The organism is Pseudomonas migulae (assembly GCF_043225285.1).
GTDB classification, from domain to species: Bacteria; Pseudomonadota; Gammaproteobacteria; order Pseudomonadales; family Pseudomonadaceae; genus Aquipseudomonas; species Aquipseudomonas migulae_C.
The window spans coordinates 4,558,397-4,583,341 of the sequence record NZ_CP171224.1; the positions used below are offsets into that span (position 1 = coordinate 4,558,397).

Annotated in this window: 26 protein-coding genes, 2 pseudogenes and 1 riboswitch; of the genes and pseudogenes, 20 read left to right on the forward strand and 8 right to left on the reverse strand. The window is 60.8% G+C overall.

The genetic code is table 11. The annotated features are described in order from the left end of the window. Positions 1-24: 24 nt before the first annotated feature. On the reverse strand, positions 25-258 hold the full coding sequence (locus tag ACF6ZU_RS20895) for a hypothetical protein (RefSeq protein ID WP_392886584.1): 234 nt from the start codon (positions 256-258) through the stop codon (positions 25-27). A 158-nt stretch (positions 259-416) separates the two neighbouring features. Between ACF6ZU_RS20895 and ACF6ZU_RS20900 the strand changes: the two genes are divergently transcribed. The 4 genes from ACF6ZU_RS20900 (at position 417) to ACF6ZU_RS20915 (ending at position 4,123) form a co-directional block, all read left to right on the forward strand. Next, positions 417-893 carry a PaaI family thioesterase gene (locus ACF6ZU_RS20900; RefSeq protein WP_392886586.1) on the forward strand — a complete coding sequence of 159 codons (477 nt, stop codon included), beginning with the start codon at positions 417-419 and terminating at the stop codon, positions 891-893. Then, on the forward strand, positions 890-1,342 hold the full coding sequence (locus ACF6ZU_RS20905; protein ID WP_392886588.1) for a PaaI family thioesterase: 453 nt from the start codon (positions 890-892) through the stop codon (positions 1,340-1,342). The genes ACF6ZU_RS20900 and ACF6ZU_RS20905 overlap by 4 nt, the downstream gene beginning before the upstream one ends. A gap of 81 nt (positions 1,343-1,423) precedes the next feature. Further along, the gene (htpG, locus tag ACF6ZU_RS20910; protein WP_392886590.1) at positions 1,424-3,328 is read left to right on the forward strand and encodes a molecular chaperone HtpG; all 1,905 of its coding nucleotides are present in this window, start codon (positions 1,424-1,426) and stop codon (positions 3,326-3,328) included. A gap of 66 nt (positions 3,329-3,394) precedes the next feature. Beyond that, positions 3,395-4,123 carry a dienelactone hydrolase family protein gene (locus tag ACF6ZU_RS20915; RefSeq protein ID WP_392886592.1) on the forward strand — a complete coding sequence of 243 codons (729 nt, stop codon included), beginning with the start codon at positions 3,395-3,397 and terminating at the stop codon, positions 4,121-4,123. Positions 4,124-4,225: 102 nt separating this feature from the next. Here the strand turns inward: ACF6ZU_RS20915 and ACF6ZU_RS20920 are convergent, their stop codons facing one another. The 5 genes from ACF6ZU_RS20920 to purM form a co-directional block, all read right to left on the reverse strand. Beyond that, positions 4,226-5,092 carry a pirin family protein gene (locus ACF6ZU_RS20920; RefSeq protein ID WP_392886594.1) on the reverse strand — a complete coding sequence of 289 codons (867 nt, stop codon included), beginning with the start codon at positions 5,090-5,092 and terminating at the stop codon, positions 4,226-4,228. A gap of 61 nt (positions 5,093-5,153) precedes the next feature. Next, positions 5,154-5,570 (reverse strand): OsmC family protein, encoded by a 417-nt coding sequence (locus ACF6ZU_RS20925; protein ID WP_392886595.1) that lies wholly within the window; start codon positions 5,568-5,570, stop codon positions 5,154-5,156. 825 nt (positions 5,571-6,395) lie between these two features. Next, positions 6,396-7,109 (reverse strand): DUF3108 domain-containing protein, encoded by a 714-nt coding sequence (locus ACF6ZU_RS20930; RefSeq protein WP_392886596.1) that lies wholly within the window; start codon positions 7,107-7,109, stop codon positions 6,396-6,398. 8 nt (positions 7,110-7,117) lie between these two features. After that, positions 7,118-7,768, reverse strand: coding sequence for a phosphoribosylglycinamide formyltransferase (gene purN / locus ACF6ZU_RS20935; RefSeq protein ID WP_392886597.1), 651 nt, complete (start codon positions 7,766-7,768; stop codon positions 7,118-7,120). Then, complete coding sequence (gene purM / locus ACF6ZU_RS20940; protein ID WP_008033526.1) at positions 7,768-8,826, reverse strand: phosphoribosylformylglycinamidine cyclo-ligase; 1,059 nt, start codon at positions 8,824-8,826, stop codon at positions 7,768-7,770. Before purM ends, purN begins: the two co-directional genes overlap by 1 nt. A gap of 386 nt (positions 8,827-9,212) precedes the next feature. On the opposite strand from purM, the gene ACF6ZU_RS20945 reads away from it, so the two are divergent. The 10 genes and pseudogenes from ACF6ZU_RS20945 (at position 9,213) to ACF6ZU_RS20990 (ending at position 16,374) form a co-directional block, all read left to right on the forward strand. Further along, positions 9,213-10,271, forward strand: a complete 1,059-nt coding sequence (locus ACF6ZU_RS20945; RefSeq protein WP_392886599.1) for a DUF2066 domain-containing protein — start codon at positions 9,213-9,215, stop codon at positions 10,269-10,271. 38 nt (positions 10,272-10,309) lie between these two features. Next, positions 10,310-11,383 carry an AI-2E family transporter gene (locus ACF6ZU_RS20950; protein WP_392886601.1) on the forward strand — a complete coding sequence of 358 codons (1,074 nt, stop codon included), beginning with the start codon at positions 10,310-10,312 and terminating at the stop codon, positions 11,381-11,383. A gap of 230 nt (positions 11,384-11,613) precedes the next feature. Then, positions 11,614-12,318 carry a DnaA regulatory inactivator Hda gene (hda, locus tag ACF6ZU_RS20955; protein WP_392886602.1) on the forward strand — a complete coding sequence of 235 codons (705 nt, stop codon included), beginning with the start codon at positions 11,614-11,616 and terminating at the stop codon, positions 12,316-12,318. A gap of 214 nt (positions 12,319-12,532) precedes the next feature. Then, positions 12,533-13,159, forward strand: coding sequence for a C40 family peptidase (locus tag ACF6ZU_RS20960; protein WP_392886603.1), 627 nt, complete (start codon positions 12,533-12,535; stop codon positions 13,157-13,159). Positions 13,160-13,379: 220 nt separating this feature from the next. Next, entirely contained in the window at positions 13,380-13,916 is a 537-nt protein-coding gene (locus tag ACF6ZU_RS20965) for a C40 family peptidase (protein ID WP_392886605.1), read from the forward strand. A gap of 15 nt (positions 13,917-13,931) precedes the next feature. Then, a pseudogene (locus ACF6ZU_RS20970) lies at positions 13,932-14,018 on the forward strand (SAM-dependent methyltransferase); the annotation flags it as partial. Beyond that, positions 14,018-14,107 (forward strand): annotated as a pseudogene (locus ACF6ZU_RS20975) (DnaA regulatory inactivator Hda); the annotation flags it as partial. The pseudogenes ACF6ZU_RS20970 and ACF6ZU_RS20975, both read left to right, overlap by 1 nt. A 214-nt stretch (positions 14,108-14,321) precedes the next feature. Beyond that, a complete protein-coding gene (locus ACF6ZU_RS20980) occupies positions 14,322-14,948 on the forward strand; it encodes a C40 family peptidase (protein ID WP_392886603.1) in 627 nt (208 codons plus the stop codon). A 220-nt stretch (positions 14,949-15,168) separates the two neighbouring features. Further along, positions 15,169-15,705 carry a C40 family peptidase gene (locus ACF6ZU_RS20985; RefSeq protein ID WP_392886605.1) on the forward strand — a complete coding sequence of 179 codons (537 nt, stop codon included), beginning with the start codon at positions 15,169-15,171 and terminating at the stop codon, positions 15,703-15,705. 15 nt (positions 15,706-15,720) lie between these two features. Next, the gene (locus ACF6ZU_RS20990) at positions 15,721-16,374 is read left to right on the forward strand and encodes an O-methyltransferase (RefSeq protein ID WP_392886606.1); all 654 of its coding nucleotides are present in this window, start codon (positions 15,721-15,723) and stop codon (positions 16,372-16,374) included. Positions 16,375-16,491: 117 nt separating this feature from the next. Here ACF6ZU_RS20990 and ACF6ZU_RS20995 read toward each other — a convergent pair whose 3' ends face one another. Both ACF6ZU_RS20995 and ACF6ZU_RS21000 read right to left on the reverse strand, forming a co-directional pair. After that, the gene (locus ACF6ZU_RS20995) at positions 16,492-17,805 is read right to left on the reverse strand and encodes a PQQ-dependent sugar dehydrogenase (protein WP_392886608.1); all 1,314 of its coding nucleotides are present in this window, start codon (positions 17,803-17,805) and stop codon (positions 16,492-16,494) included. A gap of 68 nt (positions 17,806-17,873) precedes the next feature. Further along, positions 17,874-18,458, reverse strand: coding sequence for a hypothetical protein (locus ACF6ZU_RS21000; protein ID WP_392886609.1), 585 nt, complete (start codon positions 18,456-18,458; stop codon positions 17,874-17,876). Positions 18,459-18,613: 155 nt separating this feature from the next. Then, positions 18,614-18,849: riboswitch (cobalamin riboswitch) on the forward strand. 79 nt (positions 18,850-18,928) lie between these two features. Here ACF6ZU_RS21000 and cobO point away from each other — a divergent pair. Genes cobO through ACF6ZU_RS21030 form a run of 6 tightly spaced genes read left to right on the forward strand, consistent with a single transcriptional unit; the run spans position 18,929 to position 24,904 of the window. Beyond that, positions 18,929-19,540 (forward strand): cob(I)yrinic acid a,c-diamide adenosyltransferase, encoded by a 612-nt coding sequence (gene cobO / locus ACF6ZU_RS21005; protein ID WP_075948452.1) that lies wholly within the window; start codon positions 18,929-18,931, stop codon positions 19,538-19,540. Beyond that, positions 19,537-20,919: a cobyrinate a,c-diamide synthase gene (locus tag ACF6ZU_RS21010; protein WP_392886611.1), complete on the forward strand. Its 1,383-nt coding sequence runs from the start codon at positions 19,537-19,539 to the stop codon at positions 20,917-20,919. Before cobO ends, ACF6ZU_RS21010 begins: the two co-directional genes overlap by 4 nt. Further along, on the forward strand, positions 20,916-21,566 hold the full coding sequence (gene bluB / locus ACF6ZU_RS21015; RefSeq protein WP_392886613.1) for a 5,6-dimethylbenzimidazole synthase: 651 nt from the start codon (positions 20,916-20,918) through the stop codon (positions 21,564-21,566). Before ACF6ZU_RS21010 ends, bluB begins: the two co-directional genes overlap by 4 nt. Next, positions 21,563-22,471 carry an adenosylcobinamide-phosphate synthase CbiB gene (cbiB, locus tag ACF6ZU_RS21020; RefSeq protein ID WP_392886615.1) on the forward strand — a complete coding sequence of 303 codons (909 nt, stop codon included), beginning with the start codon at positions 21,563-21,565 and terminating at the stop codon, positions 22,469-22,471. Before bluB ends, cbiB begins: the two co-directional genes overlap by 4 nt. Next, positions 22,464-23,456: a threonine-phosphate decarboxylase CobD gene (cobD, locus tag ACF6ZU_RS21025; protein ID WP_392886617.1), complete on the forward strand. Its 993-nt coding sequence runs from the start codon at positions 22,464-22,466 to the stop codon at positions 23,454-23,456. Before cbiB ends, cobD begins: the two co-directional genes overlap by 8 nt. Beyond that, complete coding sequence (locus ACF6ZU_RS21030; protein ID WP_392886619.1) at positions 23,453-24,904, forward strand: cobyric acid synthase; 1,452 nt, start codon at positions 23,453-23,455, stop codon at positions 24,902-24,904. The genes cobD and ACF6ZU_RS21030 overlap by 4 nt, the downstream gene beginning before the upstream one ends. The last annotated feature ends 41 nt before the right edge of the window (positions 24,905-24,945 follow it).

Here is a 24,945-nt window from a genome sequence, read left to right on the forward strand (position 1 = left end):
TTCTTTATCACGCTAAAAACCGATTTAGTTTTTAGGTGCTTCTTTTGCAGCGGCTTCGTTCGATTCAGCCTGAGCTTTGGCAGCTTCGGCGTTTTCTTTCGCTGCGTCGTTCACTTTATCCTGAGCTTTGTTCATGTCTTGCTGAGCTTGCTCAGCATGTCTGTCGGCTTCTTGAGCTTTGTCCTCGGATTTTTTATCGCAGGCAGCGAGACCGAGGGAAGCGGTCAACATCAAGGCAATAGCTAAAGTCTTACGCATGGGGTGTTTCTCCTTATGGAAAATATCTACTGGCCTTTCGAGCACCGCCATCAGGGTTAAGTTCCTCGAATCGTTCAGATATATAAAGTTGATCCTGCGGGAACTTTTACTCAATACGCCTAGTGCGATGTCCGGACACTAAGAAGAGTTTTTATAAGATGGCCGAAAACCCCGTTTTTGAGCGTGCGACGCGATTTTTGTCGGCACTGCGCCACTGTCAGGTCCTCGGGTTGCGGGTCCACAGTGCCAGCGACGAAGGGCTCACCGTGATTCTGCCGTACAGCCCGCAGATCGTCGGCAATCCGCAGACCGGTGTGATTCACGGCGGTGCGCTGACCTCGCTGATGGACACCGCTTGCGGCATGGCAACCCTATGCGTATTGCCCGAGTTCGAAGTCTGCCCGACCCTCGACCTGCGCATCGACTACATGCACGCGGCCGAGCCACATAAAGATGTGTATGGCTTCGCCCAATGCTATCGGGTCACCACCGATGTGATCTTCGCCCGGGGTTTCGCCTATCAGGACGATCCGGAACACCCCATCGCCCATGTCGTGGGCACCTTCATGCGCATGGGCAAGTCCGTCAAAGGCGCCAAAGGGTTTGGTGGCGTCATCGCGGGAGCAGCGAAATGACCGACAACTTCAAGGAGCAACTGCAACAGGCCCATGAGCGGGGCGACTACGCCTCGCTGTTGCACCTGATTCCCTACGCCAAATTGATTGGCGTCGAATGCTCGCGGGTCGGCGATGACCTGTTGTTTCGTCTGCCGGCGAACAAGGACAACATTGGTAACCCTTTATTGCCGGCGATCCATGGCGGGGTGATTGCCGGGTTCATGGAGCTGTCTGCGGCCCTGCATTTGCTGATTCTCACCGGTGCGCCGGGGGTACCGAAAATCATCGACTTCTCCCTGGATTACCTGCGCGCGGGGCAGTTTCGCGACACCTGGGCCAGATGTCAGGTGTGCCGCCAGGGCCGGCGTGTCGCCAACGTTGCAGTGACGGCCTGGCAAAGCACCGAAGCCGAGCCCATCGCCACAGCCCGCGCGCACTTCAAAATCGATGAGCCCTTGAAATCCTGATCTCAGCCCCCAACTTTGATGACAACCCGCCCCCGACCCTCTAGGTCGTGGCCACTGCCATCTGATTGGAGTTTGATGACCATGAGTGTGGAAACTCAAAAGGAAACCCTGGGCTTCCAGACCGAGGTGAAGCAACTGCTGCACCTCATGATCCATTCGCTGTATTCCAACAAGGAAATCTTCCTTCGCGAATTGATCTCGAACGCCTCTGACGCTGTCGACAAATTACGCTTCGAAGCCCTGTCCAAGCCTGAACTGCTGGAAGGTGGCGCCGAGCTGAAAATCCGTGTGAGCTTCGACAAGGACGCTAAAACCGTCACCCTCGAAGACAACGGTATCGGTATGAGCCGTGAAGACGCGATCACCCACCTGGGTACCATCGCCAAATCCGGCACCGCTGATTTCATGAAACACCTGACGGGCGACCAGAAAAAGGATTCGCACCTGATCGGTCAGTTTGGCGTGGGTTTCTATTCCGCCTTCATCGTCGCCGACAAAGTTGACGTGTTCAGCCGTCGTGCCGGTGCTGCCGCCAGCGAAGGCGTGCACTGGTCGTCCAAGGGCGAAGGCGATTTTGAAGTCGCTACCATCGAGAAAGCCGAGCGCGGCACTCGCATTGTCCTGCACCTGAAGTCCGGTGAAGACGAGTTCGCCGATGGCTGGCGTCTGCGTAACATCATCAAGAAGTACTCCGATCACATCGCTTTGCCGATCGAGCTGCCGAAAGAAGTGGCCGCTGCTGAAGGTGAAGAGAAGCCGGCCGTTGAGTGGGAAACCGTCAACCGCGCCAGCGCCCTGTGGACCCGTCCTCGCACCGAGATCAAGGACGAGGAATACCAGGAGTTCTACAAGCACATCGCTCACGATTTCGAAAACCCGCTGAGCTGGAGCCATAATAAGGTCGAAGGCAAGCTCGAATACAGCTCGCTGCTTTACGTCCCGAGCCGTGCTCCGTTCGACCTGTACCAGCGTGAAGCGCCGAAAGGCCTGAAACTGTACGTACAGCGTGTGTTCGTCATGGACCAGGCCGAGTCGTTCCTGCCGCTTTACCTGCGCTTCATCAAGGGCGTGGTCGATTCCAACGACCTGTCGCTGAACGTGTCGCGGGAAATCCTGCAGAAAGACCCGATCATCGACTCCATGAAGTCGGCGCTGACCAAGCGCGTGCTGGACATGCTGGAAAAACTGGCGAAGAACGAGCCTGAGCAATACAAAGGCTTCTGGAAAAACTTCGGCCAGGTCATGAAAGAAGGCCCGGCAGAAGACTTCGCCAACAAAGAGAAAATCGCTGGCCTGCTGCGTTTCGCCTCCACTTCGGGCGAAGAAGGCGAGCAGGTTGTTGGTCTGGCCGACTACCTGGCTCGCGCCAAGGAAGGTCAGGACAAGATTTACTACCTGACCGGCGAAACCTACGCACAAGTCAAAAACAGCCCGCACCTGGAAGTCTTCCGCAAGAAAGGCATCGAAGTGCTGCTGCTGACTGACCGCATCGACGAGTGGCTGATGAGCTACCTCAGCGACTTCGACGGCAAGAGCTTCGTCGACGTGGCACGCGGTGACCTCGACCTGGGCAACCTGGATTCGGAAGAAGACAAGAAAGCCGCGGAAGAAGTCGCCAAGTCCAAAGAAGGTCTGGTTGAGCGTCTGAAAACGGCACTGGGTGAATCCGTGGCTGAAGTACGGGTTTCCCATCGTCTGACCGACTCCCCGGCGATTCTGGCCATCGGCGAGCAGGACCTGGGCCTGCAGATGCGTCAGATTCTGGAAGCCAGCGGTCAGAAGGTTCCGGATTCGAAGCCGATCTTCGAATTTAACCCGGCTCACCCGCTGATCGAGAAGCTCGACAACGAGCAGAGCGACGAGCGCTTCGGCGACCTGTCGCACATTCTCTTCGATCAGGCGGCCCTGGCAGCCGGTGACAGCTTGAAAGATCCGGCAGCGTACGTGCGCCGCCTCAACAAGTTGCTGGTTGAACTGTCGGTTTAACTGAGTTGTACAAAAACCCGCTTCGGCGGGTTTTTTCATTCTGGTGCCTTTTACTGGGAGTTAGTCATGAGCCAAATCACTGTTCGTTCCGTCTCGTACCAGATCGACGGCCAGCCGTATGAAAGTCGCCTGGCGTTCGATGCCGACCATAAAGGCCCGCGTCCTGGCCTGTTGATGGCGCCGAACTGGATGGGCGTCAGCGCCGGTGCCGAGGAGATCGCCAAATCGGTGGCGGCCAAGGGGTATGTGGTGCTGATCGCGGACCTGTACGGTCAGGCAGTGCGCCCAAAGAATGGCGACGAGGCGGGCGCGGCAATGATGCCGTTGAAGAACGATCGTGCGCTGCTGCGCAAACGTATGCAGGCCGCCTTCGAGCAGCTGCAAGGGCAGGGCGATGCGGCGGTCGATACCTCGAGGCTGGCGACCTTCGGTTTCTGCTTTGGTGGTTGCTGTGCACTGGAACTGGCTCGCACGGGCGCGCCGGTGAAGGCTGCGGTGTCGTTCCATGGCACGCTGGATACGCCGAACGTCAACGATGCCAAAAACATCAAGGGCTCGGTGCTGGTGCTGCACGGCGCATCCGATCCGTTGGTGCCCAGGGAGCAACTGCCGGCGTTTGAAGAGGAAATGAATGCGGCGGGTGTGGATTGGCAGTTACTGAGCTATGGCGGGGCGGTGCATTCGTTTACCGACCCGCATGCCAACGTGCCGGGCAAGATGATGTATGACGCGAAAACGGCGGCCCGGGCGTTCACGTCGATGCACAATCTGCTGGATGAGGTGTTTAAAGACTGAACACAGAACCTGTAGGAGCCGGCTTGCCGGCGATGGCGTCCTCACGATCGCCATCGCCGGCAAGCCGGCTCCTACAGTGGTTTTGCGTTAATTTTTGGGGTTCTATTTCAGGGGCAGTTCGATGCGCTCGACTTCCCCCGGCACCGTCGGCCAATCCCCGGCCGCCCAGCGCCGGCGCGCTTCGTCGATGGCCGCAGGATCACTGGCCACAAAGTTCCAGTTGATCCGTCGCGGCCCATCCAGCGGCGCACCGCCGAACAACACCGCATGACAGTCGCTCTCAGCGAACAGGGTCATTTCTTCCCCGGCAGGCAGCACCACGAGCGAGTAAGGCTCTATTGGCTCGCCATCGAGCTGCGCCTCACCACTCAGCACATACAACGCCCGTTCTTCATGCTCGGTGGGAATCAGCAGCGTGGTGGCGGTCTGCAGGTTCAGTTCTGCGTACAGCGTGGGAGAAAGCACCGGTACTGGCGATTCCAGGCAAAAGCCTGACCCGGCGATCATCCGGATCTTCACCCCAAGGTTATCGCTGACCGGCAGGGTGTCTGCCGGGTGATGGCTGTAGTGCCCCGGGCCTTGCTCATGCTCCTTGGGCGATGCCAGCCAGATTTGCAAACCGTGCATCGTGAATCCGCTGGTTTTCAGGGCTTCGGGCGTACGCTCGACGTGAGCAATGGCGCTGCCGGCGGTCATCCAGCTGACGTCCCCGGCGTTCACCACCTGGTCGGAACCGAGGCTGTCCTTGTGCTGGATTTTTCCTTCGAACAAGTAGGTAAGGGTCGACAGACCAATGTGCGGATGCTGACGGATGTTCATGCCTTTGCCCGCCGGATAACGGGTTTGCAGCATGTGGTCGAAAAACACGAAAGGCCCGACGCTGCGGCATTTGGCTGACGGCAGCGGGCGAAGAATCGGCTGGCCTTCAACATCTTCGGCGCGGGGGCGGATCACGAGCGGAGAGTTCATGGTGCATTCCAGGCTGAGCGGGTGACGCGTGGAGCATAACCCGCTTGCCCGAGCCTTGCTGCTATTGGCTGAAGGCGCCTTCGGACAGATGGGTTTCGATGCTGACTTCCGAGGTGGTCATCAGCTTGTGCACCGGGCAACGGTCGGCCACGCGATGCAGTTCGTCGCGCTGGGCATCGGTGAGCACGCCCTTGAGGGTCAGTTTGACGTGGAGGGCGTATTTGCCTTTTTGCTCTTCGCTGTTGTCGCGTTTGACCTCTACGCCAACGCCGGTCAGCGGGATGCCTTTTTTCTTCGCGTACAGCTTCAGGGTCAGGGCTTTGCATGCACCGAGCGCGGCATCGAAGTAATCGTGCGGCTCGGGTGCCGAGCCTTCGCCGCCGGAGGATGTCGGCACGTCGGCGAAGAGTTCGTGGTCATCGATTTGTACGCTGTGGCGCAAGCCTTCGGCGGAAACGGTATTGACGGTGACGGTCATGGGGAACCTCGACTGTAGGAAAAGGCATTCGATCAAAAAAGACCTTGAAGGTATAGAGCATTCCTCCTTCGGCGCGTTCCGCTTTTTTGCCTTCGTAGCCCTGGCCCTTGCTTGAGGGCGCAGAATGGTTTTTTTTGATGGGGTACATATCCGATTCTGCGGTTATGGCTTCCATTGGTTTCGCCCTTACGGCGAGTCACTTGCAAAAGCCTGCGCGGCCCGGCGGTAAGTAACCAAGCGCTTTTGCCCCTTTCGTTCGGTGCCTCGCTAATGCTCGGCATACCCTCGTTCCGGTCCTGCTCCGTGGGCTAGCCGCGATCGGCCATCCCTGGCCGTGCGCGGCTAACCCGGCATCCATGCCGGGTTGCCCACTGCGCAGAACCTCCACTCGGCCTCTCGAGGGGGCACCCACCGCCACAGCCGCCGAGGCGGCCTTAAAGCCGACCTGGCTCTCTGTTCGACCGCGTTGTTCTTCTCTGCGGCGTTCACCCATTCCGGATGCGTACACCAATCCCCTGTAGGAGCCGGCTTGCTGGCGATAGCGGTGGATCAGTCGACATATCTATCGTCTGAACTAACGCCATCGCCAGCAAGCCGGCTCCTACAAGTAGATTGGGTTCACACAGTTGAAATTGTAGGAGCCAGCTTGCTGGCGATGGACGTTAACGATGACGCGGGTTGTCTGAGTGAACGCGGTGTGTTGAGGTTTTTCGCGAGCAGGCTCGCTCCCACAGGTTCTGCGCCTTAAATGAAGTTGAGTGAGTAAACGCTTTTTCAAGGCAAAAAAAAGCCCCGCATTGGCGGGGCTTTTTGTGTCGGGCCGGATCAGCTGCCTTTGACAGATTTGCCGTTGACCTTGCCGTCGAGGAGCATGATGTTGTACTCCTTGCCGTCGGTTTCGACCTGTTGCAGGCGGACCAGCAGGTAGTCCCAGTCCTTGGCGAACCACAGCACGGTGATGCGCTTGCTTTGTGTCGGGTCGCGCACGCGCTCGACCTTGATCGCGTCGATCTGGCCGGCCTTGGTGTCGACTTTTTCCGAACCCAGCACGCGGAAGTCATAGGTATCGACTTCGCCATCATCGACCACCTGATAGCTCATGCTTTTTTTGCCGGCGGCCACGTCATGCTGCAGGGCCAGCTGGTAAGTGGACTTGTCGACCATGCCGCGATTGAGCGGGATGTTGACGGCGTCGCCACGGTCGGTACCGGTCACCTTCTTGGCGGTCCAGTCGAAATCCAGGTCAGCCTTCTTGGCTTTGCCCAGACCGCCGCGTTCGAAGTGGTAGGACTGAGGCAGCAGGGTGTCCTTGTCCAGGGTCAGGGTGCTTTCTTCGGTCAGGCTGGCAATCATCATCGATGCCTTGAAGCTGAGCTTCCAGACGCCGTTGGCTTCCTTGGTCAGGCTGCGCTCGGCGGTGCCGCTCATGGGCAGCTGTTTCCAGTCGGCGGTGTAGCTGGCGGAGAAAGGTTGAAGTTCCGCAGCCTGCGCGAAAGGCAGGGCAAGCAGAGCGCAAGCGAAGAGCAGGGCGCGACGCATAAAATCTCCTAGGTTCGAATCAAGTGGCCGCTGGCCGCGAGTAACTTGCCATCCAGTAAAGCACCTTGTTCACCGAGTGATAAGCGACCTTCGGCAAACCAGCGTACGGCCATCGGATAGATCAGGTGTTCCTGGGTGTGAACTCGCTGCGCCAGACTCTGCGGCGAATCCTGCAACTCTACCGGTATTACTGCCTGTACGACCAGTGGTCCGCCATCGAGTTCCTCGGTGACAAAGTGCACGGAGCAGCCGTGTTCAGTGTCGCCAGCTTCCAGCGCGCGCTGATGAGTGTGTAACCCTTTGTATTTGGGCAGCAGCGAGGGATGGATGTTGAGCAGGCGACCCGCGTAATGACGCACGAAATCAGCGCTGAGGATGCGCATGAAACCGGCGAGGACCACGAGTTTGGGATTGAAAGCGTCGATCAGTTCGATCAGCGCGGCATCGAAGGCTTCGCGGCCTTCGTATGCCTTGTGATCCAGGGAGCGGGTGTCGATACCCGCATCCCTGGCGCGTTGCAGGCCGTAGGCGTCGGCGCGGTTGGAAATCACCGCGGCGATGCGGACCGGGCTGTCGCCGGTCCGCGTGCTGTCGATCAAAGCCTGCAAGTTACTGCCGGTGCCGGACAACAGCACCACCACATCACAGGTGACGGACATTAATGAGCCTTGAGGTTCTTCAGTTCAACCTGGGCCGCGCCTTCGGCAGCGGTGGCGATCTGACCGATGACCCAAGGCTGCTCGCCGGCTTCACGCAGGACGTTCAGCGCGGTTTCAACGTGCTCTTGTGCCACGCAGATGACCATGCCGACGCCACAGTTCAGCACGCGGTGCATTTCGTTTTCGTCGACGTTGCCTTTCTCTTGCAGCCAGTCGAATACCGCCGGGCGGTTCCAGCTTGCGACGTCAACCACGGCTTGAGCGCCTTTTGGCAGTACGCGCGGGATGTTGTCCAGCAGGCCGCCGCCGGTGATGTGGGCCATGGCCTTGACCGCGCCGGTTTCCTTGATCAGCTTCAGCAGAGGCTTCACGTAGATACGGGTCGGGGCCATCAGCAGGTCGGTCAGCGGCTTGCCGTCGAGCTGGATGTTTTCGATGTCGGCACCGGACACTTCGATGATCTTGCGGATCAGCGAGTAACCGTTGGAGTGCGGGCCGGAAGACGGCAGGGCGAGCAGGGCATCGCCGGCAGCGACTTTCGAACCGTCGATGATTTCGGATTTTTCCACGACGCCGACGCAGAAACCGGCCAGGTCGTAGTCTTCGCCTTCGTACATGCCAGGCATTTCAGCGGTTTCGCCGCCGACCAGGGAGCAGCCGGACAGTTCGCAGCCAGCGCCGATGCCGGTCACCACTTGGGTCGCGGTTTCAACGTTGAGTTTGCCGGTGGCGTAGTAGTCGAGGAAGAACAGCGGCTCGGCGCCGCAGACCACCAGGTCGTTCACGCACATGGCCACCAGGTCGATGCCGATGCTGTCGTGCTTGTTCAGGTTCAGCGCCAGGCGCAGCTTGGTGCCGACGCCGTCGGTGCCGGAAACCAGCACAGGCTGCTTGTAGCCGGCCGGGATTTCGCAGAGGGCGCCGAAACCGCCCAGGCCGCCCATGACTTCCGGGCGCGCAGTGCGCTTGGCGACGCTCTTGATGCGTTCGACCAATGCTTCACCGGCGTCGATGTCTACACCGGCGTCCTTGTAGCTCAGGGAGGGTTGCTTGCTCATGATCCAGGCCTTTAGGGGGGATTCAGGGGTAACGACCGAGTCCAGCGGGACCGCCGGAACAGACGAAGGCGAGAGCCATGCGCGCTATTCCGAGACTGCCCGGCTGTTGCCGGTCTGCGAAGGCGCGCGATTTTATCAGGCTTGAGGGGCAGCGGCCATCCTCAGGCCGACAGCAGGGGCATATCGATACAAAAAAACCGTTATTGCCGGTGTTGGTGGCCTCCCGCATGGCTGTATAAGGTATCGCGATTAACCGTCTATCGTTAGGGCAGTGAGAAAAACTTAACCGGGACCTGTGAATGTTTTGCGTCGGGCGATGGTCACAGCCTTGCTCCGATTGTCTTCATGCGGTCAGTTCCAGCCGCTCTTGTCGTCAGGAATCTTCCATGCGTTTTTTCAGATCATTGTTTGTGGGTTGTATCTCCCTGGTCAGCCTGGCGAGTCATGCCGACACCGTCAAAAGCCTTTATCAGGTGCGTGAGCCCGTCACCAGTCAGGCACCGGAAGAGCGCGATCAGGCCACCCAGCGCGCGCTCGACACGCTGGTGCTGCGCCTGACCGGTGATCCCAAGGCGGCGCAGAGCCCGGGCCTGGCGGCGATTCGCAAAGACCCGCAGCAGATCATCAGCCAGTACGGTTTTGATGCCGGCCCGCCGGAGGTGCTCAAAGTCGACTTTGATCCGGCCAGCACCGAGCAGGCGTTGCGCCGCGCCGGGCTGTCGCTGTGGGGCGCGAACCGGCCATCGATCCTCGCCTGGTGGTTGAACGACTCAACCGAAGGTTCGAGCCTGGTCGGTGATGGCCAGGGCAGTGCCGCACCGTTGCGCCGTGCGGCGCAACACCGTGGTCTGCCGCTGCGGCTGCCGCTGGCGGATCTGAGTGAGCAACTGGTTGCCACGGCGCCGAATCTCGAAGGAACGGATGCCGCGCCGCTGCGCAGTGCTTCCGATCGTTATAACGCTGACGCCTTGCTCGCGGTGCATGCCCGTGAAGAGGGTGGCCAGTGGCAGGCCAATTGGCGTTTGTGGCTCGGTGATCAAAAGGAAGCGGGCAGCGTGCAGGGCGCCGATCAGGCCGCCGTGGCCGATGCGGTGCTGCTGGCGGTCAGTCAGCGTCTGGCGCCACGCTTCGTGGTCAAGCCGGGCGCCTCGGGCGAGCAGTTGCTGGAAGTGCAGGGCATGAGCCTGGAACGCTACGCAACGCTTGGGCGTTTGCTCGAACCGTTTGGCGCGCGTCTGCAAAGTGTTGACGCTGACCGGATTCTCTACCGGGTCAATGGCAGTGCCGAGCAGTTGCGGTCGCAATTGTCGCTGGCGAAGTTGCAGGAAGTGCCTGCGGGCGAGGCGCCAGCTCCGACGGTGCCGGTTCAGCCGGCGGCCGAAGGTTCCGCGCCGATCGTGGCGCCTGCGCCAGCCCCGGTGCCGCAGTTGCGTTTCCGTTGGTAGGGTTTTCTTTCTTTATATAGAAGCATATGGAGTGGTACATGGCCGATACGCGGCGTTGGTTCTGGTTGGGTGGAGTAGTTCTGCTCTGCGCGTTTATCTGGCTGTTGCATCCGATCCTGACGCCGTTTCTGGTGGCGTTGCTGTTGGCCTATCTGTTCGACCCGTTGGTGGATCGGCTGGAAAAGGCCGGTCTGTCCCGAACCTGGGGCGTAGTGGCGGTGTTTGCGCTGTTCACCCTGATCTTCACCACCTTGCTGCTGGTGCTGGTGCCGATGCTCGCCAAGCAGTTGTTTCGTTTGTACGAGCTGGCACCGCAGATGCTCGACTGGCTACAGCACACGGCATTGCCGTGGGCGCAATCCAAATTTGGCCTGTCGGACGGTTTCTGGAAGTTCGACAAGCTCAAGGCGGCCATCAGCGAGCACATGGGGCAGACCACCGACATCGTCGGCGTGGTGTTGAGTCAGGCGACTGCTTCCGGTCTGGCGTTGATCGGCTGGCTGGCCAATCTGGTGCTGATCCCGGTGGTGAGCTTTTATTTGCTGCGTGACTGGGACGTGATGATGGCGAAGATCCGCAGCCTGTTGCCCCGCGATCGTGAAGAGCGCGTGGTGACGCTGGCGGGTGAGTGCCATGAAGTGCTGGGGGCGTTCGTTCGCGGGCAATTGCTGGTCATGGTCGCGCTGGGCGTGATCTACGCCGCAGGCCTCATGCTGGTCGGGCTGGAGCTGGGCTTGCTGATCGGGATGATTGCCGGCCTTGCGGCGATCGTTCCGTACATGGGCTTTGTCATCGGCATTGGCGCGGCGATTATCGCCGGTCTGTTCCAGTTTGGCGGCGACTTGTACCCGATGATTGGCATCGTCGCGGTGTTCATGGTCGGGCAGGCACTGGAAGGCATGGTGCTGACGCCGTTGCTGGTGGGCGATCGCATCGGCCTGCACCCGGTGGCGGTGATCTTCGCGATTCTGGCCGGTGGCGAGCTGTTCGGTTTTACCGGCATCCTGCTGGCGTTGCCGGTGGCGGCGGTGATCATGGTGCTGGTGCGCCATGTGCATGATTTGTATAAGGATTCTGATATCTACAGTGGGGCTGACGAACCTGAGTTGTAAGGTTTGCCGATGGCACTGCGCGGGCCGCCTGATTCAACCTCAGGTTGGCCCGTTTCTCCCGGGCGGCTGTCACATACGCCGCCAAAGAAACAGTCATGAAACCGGTGCGATAACGCAAACCTTTGATTTTGCTTATGGTCTGTCGCATTGTGCGGTCAGCGTCACGGGTATAAACTTCGCAAACTTTACACAGAGGCCACTAACGGTTCCTTTGGAACTGTTCAGTCAGCATGAAACCGATTCAGCTGCCCCTAGGTGTGCGTCTGCGTGATGACGCCACCTTTATCAATTACTACCCAGGCGCCAATGCCGCTGCACTCGGCTATGTCGAGCGGCTTTGCGAAGCCGACGCCGGCTGGACCGAGAGCCTGATTTATCTCTGGGGCAAGGACGGGGTAGGGCGCACGCATCTGCTGCAGGCGGCCTGCCTGCGTTTCGAACAGCTGGGGGAGCCGGCGGTGTATCTGCCGTTGGCCGAACTGCTGGACCGGGGCACCGAAATCCTCGACAACCTTGAACAATACGAACTGGTCTGCCTGGATGATTTGCAGGCGGTTGCCGGTCGGGCGGATTGGGAAGAAGCGTTGTTCCACCTGTTCAACCGCTTGCGTGACAGCGGCCGACGTCTGCTGATCGCGGCATCGACTTCGCCGCGCGAGTTGCCGGTGAAGCTGGCGGACCTCAAATCGCGCCTGACCCTGGCGCTGATCTTCCAGATGCGCCCGTTGTCCGACGAAGACAAATTGCGCGCCCTGCAACTGCGAGCATCCCGTCGCGGGCTGCACCTGACCGACGAAGTCGGGCATTTTATTTTGACTCGCGGTACTCGCAGCATGAGCGCGCTGTTCGACCTGCTTGAACAGCTGGATCAGGCCTCTCTTCAGGCTCAGCGCAAGCTGACCATTCCATTCCTGAAAGAGACGCTGGGCTGGTAAAACCCAGTCTTTTCGCGGGTTTCGGCATATTCCAGGCGCCAGAAAATCCGCTTTCCTGTCAGGTGCAGGCCGCGCGAACGTCTAAATGGGGCTTAAGCGCTTAGATGTCAGGCCGAAACTGGGAAGTCACATAAAGTTCGATTGAATTTGCAAATGAGAGCGATAGTGGGCATAGTCTCGGCTTCTTTATAACTAATCAGCCACGGTCGTGCCCATGCTAAAGCGCTTCGCACCCCTCGTGCCTCTCGCACTCGTTACCCTGTTGTTCGGTTGCGCTGCCCACTCTCCAGTGTCCGAGCAAGCGCCGCAACAGCAGGTCAAGAACTCAGTTACCGCGCAATCCTCTTCCGTACTTTTCCAGGAAGAGCTGGCCACCGATAAAGAACTGGCTGACTTCGCCGACGGCAAGTCGTACCAGCTTCCGGTTCTGGCCGACAGCATTCTCGAACGTGGCATGTCCCTGATCGGTACCCGTTACCGTTTCGGCGGCACCTCTGAAGCCGGTTTTGATTGCAGCGGCTTCATCGGTTACCTGTTCCGTGAAGAGGCCGGCATGAACCTGCCGCGCTCCACTCGCGAAATGATCAACGTGAACGCCCCGCTGGTCGCTCGCAGTGCTCTCAAGCCGGGTGATCTTCTGTTCTTCGCCACCAACGGTCGTCGCGGTCGTGTCAGTCACGCCGGTATCTACCTCGGTGACAACCAGTTCATCCATTCCAGCAGCCGCAAAAGCGGTGGTGTCCGGGTCGATAGCCTGGGCGACAGCTACTGGAGCAAGACCTTCATCGAAGCCAAGCGCGCACTCGCGATGGCTCCGACCGTAGTCACGGCGCGCAAGTAAATCTTCCTGTTGTCGCCACCTTTGTGGCGACAACCGCTTCTCCGCAAGGGAGTAGGCGGACAGTTTGTAAGGCGAAGTTAAAGTCTTACTTGAAGTTTGGCGTATAGCCGCTAGAATCCGATCTATTATTGATGGCAAACCGCCTGCGTCCTGCGCAGGCGGTTTTCTTTTCTGCCCTGTCGGCAGAAAAAAGCCGCAGCCAGATCAGGATGTTCTGCAGATGACGATGTCGGCCCGCCTCGCAATCATGTTCTTCGCCGCGCTGCTCAGCGCCTGCGCCAGCCGTACGCCACCGCCTGCGCCGGTGGTTCGAGCCCCGATTGTCTTCAACTCCTCGCAACCCTTTTCGCCTGAAGCGGAAGACGTGCTGTTTCGCGCGCTGGGTCTGGTCGGCACGCCTTATCGCTGGGGCGGCAACACGCCGGATTCCGGATTTGATTGCAGCGGGCTGATCGGTTACGTCTACCGTGATGTCACCGGCATCGCTCTGCCGCGCACCACCCGCGAGATGATCAGCATGCAGGCGGCCGATGTCGGCAAGGAAGGCCTGCAAACCGGCGACCTGGTTTTCTTCGCCACCAATGGCGGCTCCCAGGTCAGTCACGCCGGGATCTATGTCGGCGAAGGTCGCTTCGTCCACGCGCCGGCCACTGGCGGCACGGTAAAGCTCGACAGCCTGTCCAAGGCGTATTGGCAGAAAGCCTACCTGAGCGCCAAGCGTGTTCTGCAACCTGAGCATCTGGCGCGCAACCCTTAGTTCGCAGAGGTTGTCATGACCGCTCGATCGCTCAATCTCGACGATTCCCTGTATCAGTACCTGCTCGACGTTTCCCTGAGGGAAACGCCGCTGCTCAAGCGTTCGACCTGCTTGAACAGCTGGATCAGGCCTCTCTTCAGGCTCAGCGCAAGCTGACCATTCCATTCCTGAAAGAGACGCTGGGCTGGTAAAACCCAGTCTTTTCGCGGGTTTCGGCATATTCCAGGCGCCAGAAAATCCGCTTTCCTGTCAGGTGCAGGCCGCGCGAACGTCTAAATGGGGCTTAAGCGCTTAGATGTCAGGCCGAAACTGGGAAGTCACATAAAGTTCGATTGAATTTGCAAATGAGAGCGATAGTGGGCATAGTCTCGGCTTCTTTATAACTAATCAGCCACGGTCGTGCCCATGCTAAAGCGCTTCGCACCCCTCGTGCCTCTCGCACTCGTTACCCTGTTGTTCGGTTGCGCTGCCCACTCTCCAGTGTCCGAGCAAGCGCCGCAACAGCAGGTCAAGAACTCAGTTACCGCGCAATCCTCTTCCGTACTTTTCCAGGAAGAGCTGGCCACCGATAAAGAACTGGCTGACTTCGCCGACGGCAAGTCGTACCAGCTTCCGGTTCTGGCCGACAGCATTCTCGAACGTGGCATGTCCCTGATCGGTACCCGTTACCGTTTCGGCGGCACCTCTGAAGCCGGTTTTGATTGCAGCGGCTTCATCGGTTACCTGTTCCGTGAAGAGGCCGGCATGAACCTGCCGCGCTCCACTCGCGAAATGATCAACGTGAACGCCCCGCTGGTCGCTCGCAGTGCTCTCAAGCCGGGTGATCTTCTGTTCTTCGCCACCAACGGTCGTCGCGGTCGTGTCAGTCACGCCGGTATCTACCTCGGTGACAACCAGTTCATCCATTCCAGCAGCCGCAAAAGCGGTGGTGTCCGGGTCGATAGCCTGGGCGACAGCTACTGGAGCAAGACCTTCATCGAAGCCAAGCGCGCACTCGCGATGGCTCCGACCGTAGTCACGGCGCGCAAGTAAATCTTCCTGTTGTCGCCACCTTTGTGGCGACAACCGCTTCTCCGCAAGGGAGTAGGCGGACAGTTTGTAAGGCGAAGTTAAAGTCTTACTTGAAGTTTGGCGTATAGCCGCTAGAATCCGATCTATTATTGATGGCAAACCGCCTGCGTCCTGCGCAGGCGGTTTTCTTTTCTGCCCTGTCGGCAGAAAAAAGCCGCAGCCAGATCAGGATGTTCTGCAGATGACGATGTCGGCCCGCCTCGCAATCATGTTCTTCGCCGCGCTGCTCAGCGCCTGCGCCAGCCGTACGCCACCGCCTGCGCCGGTGGTTCGAGCCCCGATTGTCTTCAACTCCTCGCAACCCTTTTCGCCTGAAGCGGAAGACGTGCTGTTTCGCGCGCTGGGTCTGGTCGGCACGCCTTATCGCTGGGGCGGCAACACGCCGGATTCCGGATTTGATTGCAGCGGGCTGATCGGTTACGTCTACCGTGATGTCACCGGCATCGCTCTGCCGCGCACCACCCGCGAGATGATCAGCATGCAGGCGGCCGATGTCGGCAAGGAAGGCCTGCAAACCGGCGACCTGGTTTTCTTCGCCACCAATGGCGGCTCCCAGGTCAGTCACGCCGGGATCTATGTCGGCGAAGGTCGCTTCGTCCACGCGCCGGCCACTGGCGGCACGGTAAAGCTCGACAGCCTGTCCAAGGCGTATTGGCAGAAAGCCTACCTGAGCGCCAAGCGTGTTCTGCAACCTGAGCATCTGGCGCGCAACCCTTAGTTCGCAGAGGTTGTCATGACCGCTCGATCGCTCAATCTCGACGATTCCCTGTATCAGTACCTGCTCGACGTTTCCCTGAGGGAAACGCCGCTGCTCAAGCGTTTGCGCGATGAAACCCAGGCGCTGCCGATGGCGCGCTGGCAGGTGGCGCCGGAGCAGGGGCAGTTCCTCGCCTTGCTGGTGAAGCTCACCGGCGCCAGGTGTGTGCTGGAAGTCGGCACCTTCACCGGTTACAGCGCCTTGTGCATGGCGGCGGCGTTGCCGGATGACGGTTCGCTGATCTGCTGTGACATTCCCGGTGACTACAACGCCATTGCGCGGCGTTACTGGCAAGAGGCGGGTTTGGCCGAACGCATTGATTTGCGTCTGGCGCCTGCACTGGAAACCCTCGGCCGGCTGGATCAGCCGGGGCAATTCGATCTGATCTTCATTGATGCCGACAAGGCCAATTATCCGGCTTACCTGGAGCATGCGCTGTGCTTGCTGCGCGTGGGTGGTCTGGCGGTGTTTGACAACACGCTGTGGAGCGGGCGGGTGCTGGAGCGCAATTCCGAGAGTGAAGACACGCGAGCCATCCAGGCGCTTAACCGCGCGTTGAAGGATGATTCGCGTGTGGATCTGTCGCTGTTGCCGCTGGGCGACGGGCTAACCCTCTGCCGCAAACGCTGACACCGATTAAATGTGGGAGCGAGCCTGCTCGCGATAGCGGAGTGTCAGCCGACATCATAATCATCTGACACATCGCAATCGCGAGCAGGCTCGCTCCTACATTGTTTCGTGTTTGGCTTATTTAACCGCCGACACCCGCCATACCTTGTTCCCCACATCATCCGCCACCAGCAAATCGCCCTGACGATCGATCACCACGCCCACCGGCCGGCCCATGGCTTTTTTCTCGTCATTGAGGAAGCCCGTGAGCACATCCACTGGACTCCCGGTCGGTTTACCGGCACTGAACGGCACGAAAATCACTTTGTAGCCACTGTGCGGCTTGCGGTTCCACGAGCCGTGCTGGCCGATGAAGGCGCCTTCCTTGAATTGCGCCGGCAACGTATTGCCTTCGGCGAAGGTCAGGCCCAGCGACGCGGTGTGCGGGCCGACCGCGTAGTCCGGCGCAATGGCCTTGGCCACCAGGTCCGGGTTCTGCGGCTCGACGCGAATATCCACGTGCTGCCCGTAATAGCTGAACGGCCAGCCGTAGAACCCGCCGTCCTTGACCGAAGTGATGTAGTCCGGCACCAGGTCGCTGCCGATTTCATCCCGCTCGTTGACCGCCGTCCACAACGCGCCACTCTGCGGTTCCCAGGCCATGCCGTTGGGGTTTCGCAGGCCCGAGGCGAAGATGCGGTGGTTGCCGGTGGCACGATCCACTTCCCAGATCGCTGCGCGACCTTCTTCCTGGTCCATGCCGTTTTCAGCGACGTTACTGTTGGAGCCCACCGTCACGTACAGCTTGCTGCCGTCCTTGCTGGCGATGACGTTTTTGGTCCAGTGGTGATTCAGCGTGCCGCCCGGCAGATCAACGACTTTGATCGGCTGCGACGTGATGGCCGTGGCGCCTTCCTCGTAGTGGAAACGCAGCAAGCGATCGGTGTCGGCGACATACAGGTCATTGCCGACCAGGGTCATGCCGAACGGTGAATTGAGGTTTTCCAGAAACACCGTGCGGGTCTCGGCGATGCCGTCGTGGTCCTTGTCCCGCAGCAAGGTAATGCGGTTCGGGCTCGGGACCGCAGCGCCGGCGCGGCCCATGACTTTTTTCATCACCCAGCCTCTAACGCCTTTGCCGTCATCCGGTTTCGGTGGCGCGTTGGTTTCGGCCACCAGCACGTCGCCGTTGGGCAGCACATAGAGCCAGCGCGGGTGATCGAGGCCTTCGGCAAACGCGGCCACCTGCGTGCCGGCCGCGGCGGTGGGTTTCGCGCCGCCCGGCCAGCCGATCGCCGGGGCGATGTTCAGTGTAGGGATCAGGGTCTTGTTCGGTTCGGGCAGCTTGGGCGACGGGCCGGTGCCGTCGGAGACTTGCAGGCTGGAGGTTTCACCGCAGGCGGCGAGCCCTCCAGCGAGGGCGATGACGAGAACGAGCTGAGGCTTGCGCATGCTGATCTTCCCTATAAATGCAGTGACCTGATCAATAGAGAAGCGCCAGCCCGCGATGGTTCAACCGGTCAGCCGCGGGCTTCCTTGAACAACACGGCAATGCCAGGGTGATAGTTGCCCGCTTCGTTGCGCAACTTGCGATAGGCGTAGGGGAAATACCAGGCCACCGCGCAGGAGTGTTCCTTTTGCAGGTCGTCGACCATGTCCTGGAGTTCCTCAGGAGTGGCGCCGTGCTGGGCCTTTTGCGGTGCGACGAACAGGCAGCCGAGTTTGAGGTCGCTGGCGTAGCTGATTTTCTTCGCGTCGCTGGTGATATCCACCAGTGCCTGTGTCAGGTTCAGGTTATTGACCCGCGGCCAGCGCTGGGTGGCCTGAAGGTAAGCGCGTTCTTCGGTGCTAGCGATGAACAGGTCGGCGCGGGCATTGCGTTCGCCTTCCTCGTTCTGCTTGCGGGTCGATGTGCTTTGCAGCGTAACCATCTCCGCCATCCACGCCGCCGCCGAGAGCAGCCCGAGGTTGGCTTTTTCGTCGTACCAGTAAGGCGTGTCGTTATCGCCGCGCACGGCGTTGTAGCGGTCGATACAGTCAAACCAGCGTTCCAGTACCGGCCGCAGGAATTCCAGCTTCGGATTGCTGATGATCATGCCTTGCATACGGCTTACCCTTGTTCTTGTGATGTGGGGTTTATGGCTATTTGATATCACTGCTCGGAGTGTGGCACAAGATTATCACCAGTTAGTTGACCGACGGCAGTTATTCGCCCGGCGGCGTCCCGGCTTTAATTGACGCTCCACCCCCAACCCTCTAACCTTCGCGGCTTGTTTCAGGTGCTCTGTGGCCGTGGTCGACAGAGTGAAACAGGGAAGCCGGTGAGTGTGTTCGTTCAACTGATGAGCAACCACGATCCCGGCGCTGCCCCCGCAACGGTAAATGAGTGAAGGCTGCGCCTTGAGCCACTGTGTCGACTGTCGATATGGGAAGGCGCGCAGTCAGGCGAAACGCCGCTCATGAGCCCGGAGACCGGCCTGATCCATCCAGCGGCATCACGGTGGGCGATGCCAGGCTTCTTGCCGTCTATTCTTGTGCCTGCCCGCCGTTATCCAGCCTCAACGGAGAGCTCCCCATGACTGATACCCCCGATCGTGACGAACGCCACCTGGCGCGCATGTTGCGCAAAAAAGCCGTGATCGACGAGCGCATCGCCAACTCGCCGAATGAATGCGGCCTGCTGCTGGTGCTGACCGGCAATGGCAAAGGCAAAAGCAGCTCGGCGTTCGGCATGCTCGCCCGTTCGATGGGCCACGGCATGCAGTGTGGCGTGGTGCAGTTCATCAAGGGCCGCAATAGCACCGGCGAAGAACTGTTCTTCCGACGCTTCCCGGAGCAGGTGCGTTTTCATGTGATGGGCGAAGGCTTCACTTGGGAAACCCAGGATCGCCAGCGTGACATCGCCGCCGCCGAAGCGGCCTGGGCAGTATCCCGCGAACTGCTGCGCGACCCGTCGATCGGCCTGGTGGTGCTCGACGAGTTGAACATCGCCCTCAAGCACGGTTACCTCGACCTCGATCAGGTGCTCAGTGACTTGCAGGCCCGTCCACCGATGCAGCACGTGGTGGTCACCGGTCGCGGCGCCAAACCGGAGATGATCGAGCTGGCCGACACCGTCACCGAAATGGGCATGATCAAGCACGCGTTCCAGGCCGGAATCAAAGCGCAAAAAGGCGTCGAACTGTGAGTCAACCACGTCATTGCCCGGCGGTGCTGATCGCCGCGCCGGCCTCCGGTCAGGGCAAGACCACCGTCACCGCCGCGTTGGCCCGTTTGCATCGCAATCAGGGGCGCAAGGTGCGCGTGTTCAAATGCGGCCCGGACTTTCTCGACCCGATGATTCTCGAGCGCGCCAGCGGTGCGCCGGTGTATCAACTGGACATGTGGATGGTCGGCGAGCAGGAAAGTCGCCGGCTGTTGTGGGAAGCCGCCGCAGAAGCCGACCTGATTCTGATCGAAGGTGTCATGGGCCTGTTCGACGGCACGCCGTCCAGTGCCGATCTGGCGCGGCACTTCGGTGTGCCGGTGCTCGGCGTGATCGACGGCACGGCGATGGCGCAGACCTTCGGCGCGCTGGCGTTGGGGCTGGCGAAATATCAGCCGGACTTGCCGTTCGCCGGCGTGTTGGCCAACCGCGTCGGCACCTTGCGCCATGCGCAGTTGCTCGAAGGCAGCCTGACTGAAGGCTTGCGTTGGTACGGCGCGTTGTCCCGGGAAACCGGGATCGAACTGCCGAGCCGGCACCTCGGCCTGGTTCAGGCCAGCGAGTTGAACGACCTTGATCTGCGCCTCGATGCGGCGGCCGACTCACTGGCCAACAGCTGCGACGTCACACTGCCGCCGCCCGTGGAATTCGCCGCTCCGGAAGTGATCGCTGCCGAGCCGTTGCTCGCCGGCGTTCGAATTGCCGTGGCCCGCGACGAAGCGTTCGCGTTCACCTACGGCGCGAGCCTGGACTTACTGCGAGCCATGGGCGCCGAACTGTCCTTCTTCTCGCCGATCCGCGACACGCAACTGCCGGAGGCTGACAGCCTCTATCTGCCGGGCGGCTACCCGGAACTGCACCATGTTGCGCTGTCCCGGAACACGCCAATGCTCGACGCCATCCGCGCTCATCACGCGGCGGGCAAACCGTTGCTGGCCGAGTGTGGCGGCATGTTGTATTTGCTCGACTCGCTGACCGATGTCGAAGGCACGCGGGCGGAACTGGTCGGTTTGCTGGCCGGTGATGCGGTGATGCAGAAACGGCTGGCGGCGCTGGCGTTGCAAGCGGTCGAATTGCCGGAAGGTTCGTTGCGCGGACATACCTATCACCATTCGTTGACCAGCACCCAACTTGAGCCGATTGCCCGTGGCCTGAGCCCGAATGGCGGGCGCGGGGCGGAGGCGGTTTACCGTGAGGGGCGGATGACGGCTTCCTACGTGCACTTTTATTTTCCGTCGAATCCGAACGCGATCGCCGCGCTTTTTGCGCCTGACCACAGGGACGCCATCGCGAGCAGGCTCGCTCCCACAGTTGATCACCTAAACCCTGTAGGAGCGAGCCTGCTCGCGAAGAGGCCATGACCGACAACGCATTCCCTGAAGCCGAACGCGCAGCGGTCTACAGAGCCATCGCCGAACGCCGCGACATGCGCCACTTCAGCGGCGGCACCGTCGAGCCGGAGCTGTTGCGGCGTCTGCTCGAAGCCGCGCACCAGGCGCCGAGCGTCGGTTTGATGCAGCCGTGGCGGTTCCTGCGCATCAGCAACCGCGAACTGCGCGGCAAGATCCAGTCGCTGGTTGAAGAAGAACGCATCCGCACCGCCGAGGCCCTCGGCGAGCGCACTGACGAATTCATGAAACTCAAAGTCGAAGGCATCAACGACTGCGCGGAAGTGCTGGTCGCCGCGTTGATGGACGATCGCGAGCGCCACATCTTCGGCCGTCGCACCTTGCCGGAGATGGACATGGCCTCGTTGTCCTGCGCGATCCAGAACCTGTGGCTGGCGTCCCGTGCCGAAGGACTCGGCATGGGCTGGGTGTCCCTGTTCGAGCCGCAAGCCCTGGCCGATCTGCTGGGATTGCCCGCCGGGGCCAAGCCGTTGGCGATTCTTTGCCTGGGGCCGGTCAAGGAATTCTATCCGGCGCCGATGCTGGTACTCGAAGGCTGGGCGCAAGCGCGTCCGCTCAGTGAATTGCTGTATGAAAATTATTGGGGAGTGAGTCAATGAGTGTGGCGTTGTTGAGTGTCGCCGCAGTTGCGCTGGATGCGCTGCTGGGTGAACCCAAACGCTGGCATCCGCTGGTGGCGTTCGGCCGTTTTGCCGATCGCATCGAGCAACGTTTCAACGGCGGCGGTCGCGGCTGGCGCAGTCACGGCGTCACTGCCTGGGTGATCGCGGTCGTGCCGCTGACCTTGCTCGCCACGGCATTTTCCTGGGCGCCTTACGTTGGCTGGATCGTCGAGATTCTCGCGCTCTATTGTGCCCTCGGCCTGCGCAGTCTCGGTGAGCATGTCGAGCCCGTCGCCAAGGCGCTGCGCAGCGATGATCTGGAGGAAGCGCGCAAGCGTGTCGGTTACCTGGTCAGCCGCCAGACCAGCGAACTGGATCAAACCGAAGTCGCCCGCGCCGCCACCGAATCAGTGCTGGAGAACGGCAGCGACGCGGTCTTCGCCGCGCTGTTCTGGTTTGCCGTGGCCGGTGCGCCCGGCGTGGTGCTCTATCGCTTGAGCAACACACTGGATGCGATGTGGGGTTATCGCAACGAACGCTTCGAACGTTTCGGTTGGGCCGCGGCGAAAATCGACGACGTGCTCAACTACATTCCTGCGCGGCTGGTGGCATTGACCTACGCGCTGCTGGGTAAAACCCGACTCGCCCTGAAATGCTGGCGTTCACAAGGCCCGACCTGGGACAGCCCGAACGCCGGTCCGGTGATGGCTGCCGGTGCCGGTGCGCTGGGTGTCGAGCTGGGCGGAGCGGCGATTTATCACGGTGAACTGCATCAGCGTCCGCCACTCGGTGAAGGCGTGCCGGCGGACGCCGACTCCATCGACCGCGGCTGGCAATTGGTCCAGCGCGGGGTATGGTTATGGCTGCTGATTCTCTGCGTGGGAGCGGAATTCTATGCTTGAACACGGTGGACGGTTGCGCAAGGCCGCGCTCGAACACGGCATCGCCGAAGCCGATTGGCTCGACCTGTCCAGCGGCCTCGCGCCCTGGCCGTTTCCGGTCCCGGAGATTCCGTCGCGTGCCTGGGCGCGCTTGCCGGAAACCGACGATGGTCTTGAGCAGGCCGCCTGCGAGTACTACGGCGCGGCGCAAGTGCTGCCGGTGGCCGGTTCGCAAATGGCCATCCAGTTGCTGCCGCGCCTGCGTCGGGTCGGCAAGGTCGGCGTGTTGTCGCCGTGTTACGCCGAGCACGCCGAGGCCTGGCGCCGCAACGGCTACATCGTGCGCGAAGTGCTGGAGCAGGAAGTCGACTTCTTCCTCGACAGCCTCGACGTGCTGGTGGTGGTCAACCCGAACAACCCTACGGGCCTGAGCCTGACACCAAGTCGCTTGCTCGGCTGGCATTCGCGGCTGGCCCAGCGCGGTGGCTGGCTGGTGGTGGACGAGGCGTTCATGGACAACACGCCGCAGCTGAGTCTGGCGCCCTGTGCCCATCAGGTCGGCTTGATCGTGTTGCGTTCCTTCGGCAAGTTCTTCGGCCTGGCCGGGGCGCGCCTGGGGTTTGTGCTGGCGGAGCGCAAGTTGCTCAAACTGCTCGCCGAACAAGTCGGTCCCTGGGCAGTCAGCGGCCCGACCCGCGTGCTGGGGCAGGCCTGTCTGCAGGATACCGAAGGGCACGCCAGGCAACGGGCGCGCACCGAACAGGCCAGCGAACGTCTGGCGTTGCTGCTGGAAGCCCACGGTTTCAAACCTCAAGGCGGCTGCGCGTTGTTTCAATGGCTGGTGACCGAGCGCGCGGAAGAACTGCATGAGTTCATGGCCCGGCGCGGCATTTTGCTGCGACTGTTCACCCACAACAGCAGCCTGCGATTCGGTTTGCCTGGCGAAGAAGCCGACTGGGTCCGGCTCGATCAGGCGTTCGACGCCTTTGCCAAGGAAACCCGATGACCACGCTGATGGTGCAAGGCACCACCTCCGACGCCGGTAAAAGCACGCTGGTGACGGCGCTGTGTCGCTGGGTCACGCGGCAGGGCGTGCGCGTCGTGCCGTTCAAACCGCAGAACATGGCGCTCAACAGTGCCGTGACCGCCGACGGTGGCGAGATTGGCCGCGCGCAAGCGGTACAGGCCCAGGCGGCCAACCTTGAACCGCACACCGACATGAACCCGGTGCTGCTCAAGCCCAACAGCGACACCGGCGCACAAGTGATCATTCATGGTCGTGCTGTCACGACCATGAACGCGGTTGCGTATCACGACTACAAGGCCGTCGCCATGCAAGCGGTGCTGGCTTCCCATGAACGGTTGAGCGCGGCCTATCCAGTGGTCATGGTCGAGGGCGCCGGCTCGCCGGCAGAGATCAACCTGCGCGCCGGCGACATCGCCAACATGGGGTTCGCCGAGGCGGTGGATTGCCCGGTGGTGCTGATTGCCGACATCAATCGCGGCGGAGTGTTCGCGCATCTGGTGGGCACCCTGGAACTGTTGTCGCCGAGCGAACAGGCGCGGGTCAAAGGGTTCATCATCAACCGTTTTCGTGGCGACATTGCCTTGCTGCAGCCGGGCCTCGACTGGCTGGAAGCGCGCACCGGCAAACCGGTGATCGGCGTGTTGCCCTATGTGATGGACCTGCACCTTGAGGCCGAGGACGGCATCGATCAGCGTCAGACCGATAAGGCCGATCAGGTGCTGAAAGTGGTGGTGCCGGTGCTGCCACGCATCAGCAACCACACCGATTTCGATCCGCTGCGCCTGCACCCGCAAGTCGACCTGCAATTTGTCGGCCCCGGCCAGCCGATCCCGCCCGCCGACCTGATCATTCTTCCCGGCTCGAAAAGCGTGCGCAGCGACCTCGCGTACCTGCGCGCCAACGGCTGGGAAACCGCCATCTCCCGCCATCTGCGCTACGGCGGCAAAGTGCTGGGAATTTGCGGTGGCCTGCAAATGCTCGGCGAACAGGTGCACGACCCGCTGGGTCTCGAAGGCGCGCCGGGGACCAGCCCGGGGCTGGGTTTGCTGGCGTTCGAAACGCAGCTCGAAGCAGACAAGCAATTGCGTAATGTGCGCGGACGCCTGGCGCTGGAAGATGCCGAAGTCAGCGGTTATGAAATCCATGCCGGCGTGACCACCGGGCCAGCGCTGGAACAGGCCGCCGTGCAGCTGGACGATGGCCGATGCGATGGTGCGCAGAGCCTCGACGGGCAAATTTTCGGCACTTATCTGCATGGCTTGTTCGAATCGCCGGCGGCGTGCAGTGCGTTATTGCGCTGGGCGGGTTTGCGGGATGTGCAGGAAGTGGATTACCACGCGCTGCGCGAGCGGGATATCGAGCGGTTGGCGGATCTGGTGGAGAAGCATCTGGATACCGCGCTGCTGCGTCAGCTCTGCGGGATTTGAGGTGTGTTTCAGGACGCCTTCGCGAGCAGGCTCGCTCCCAC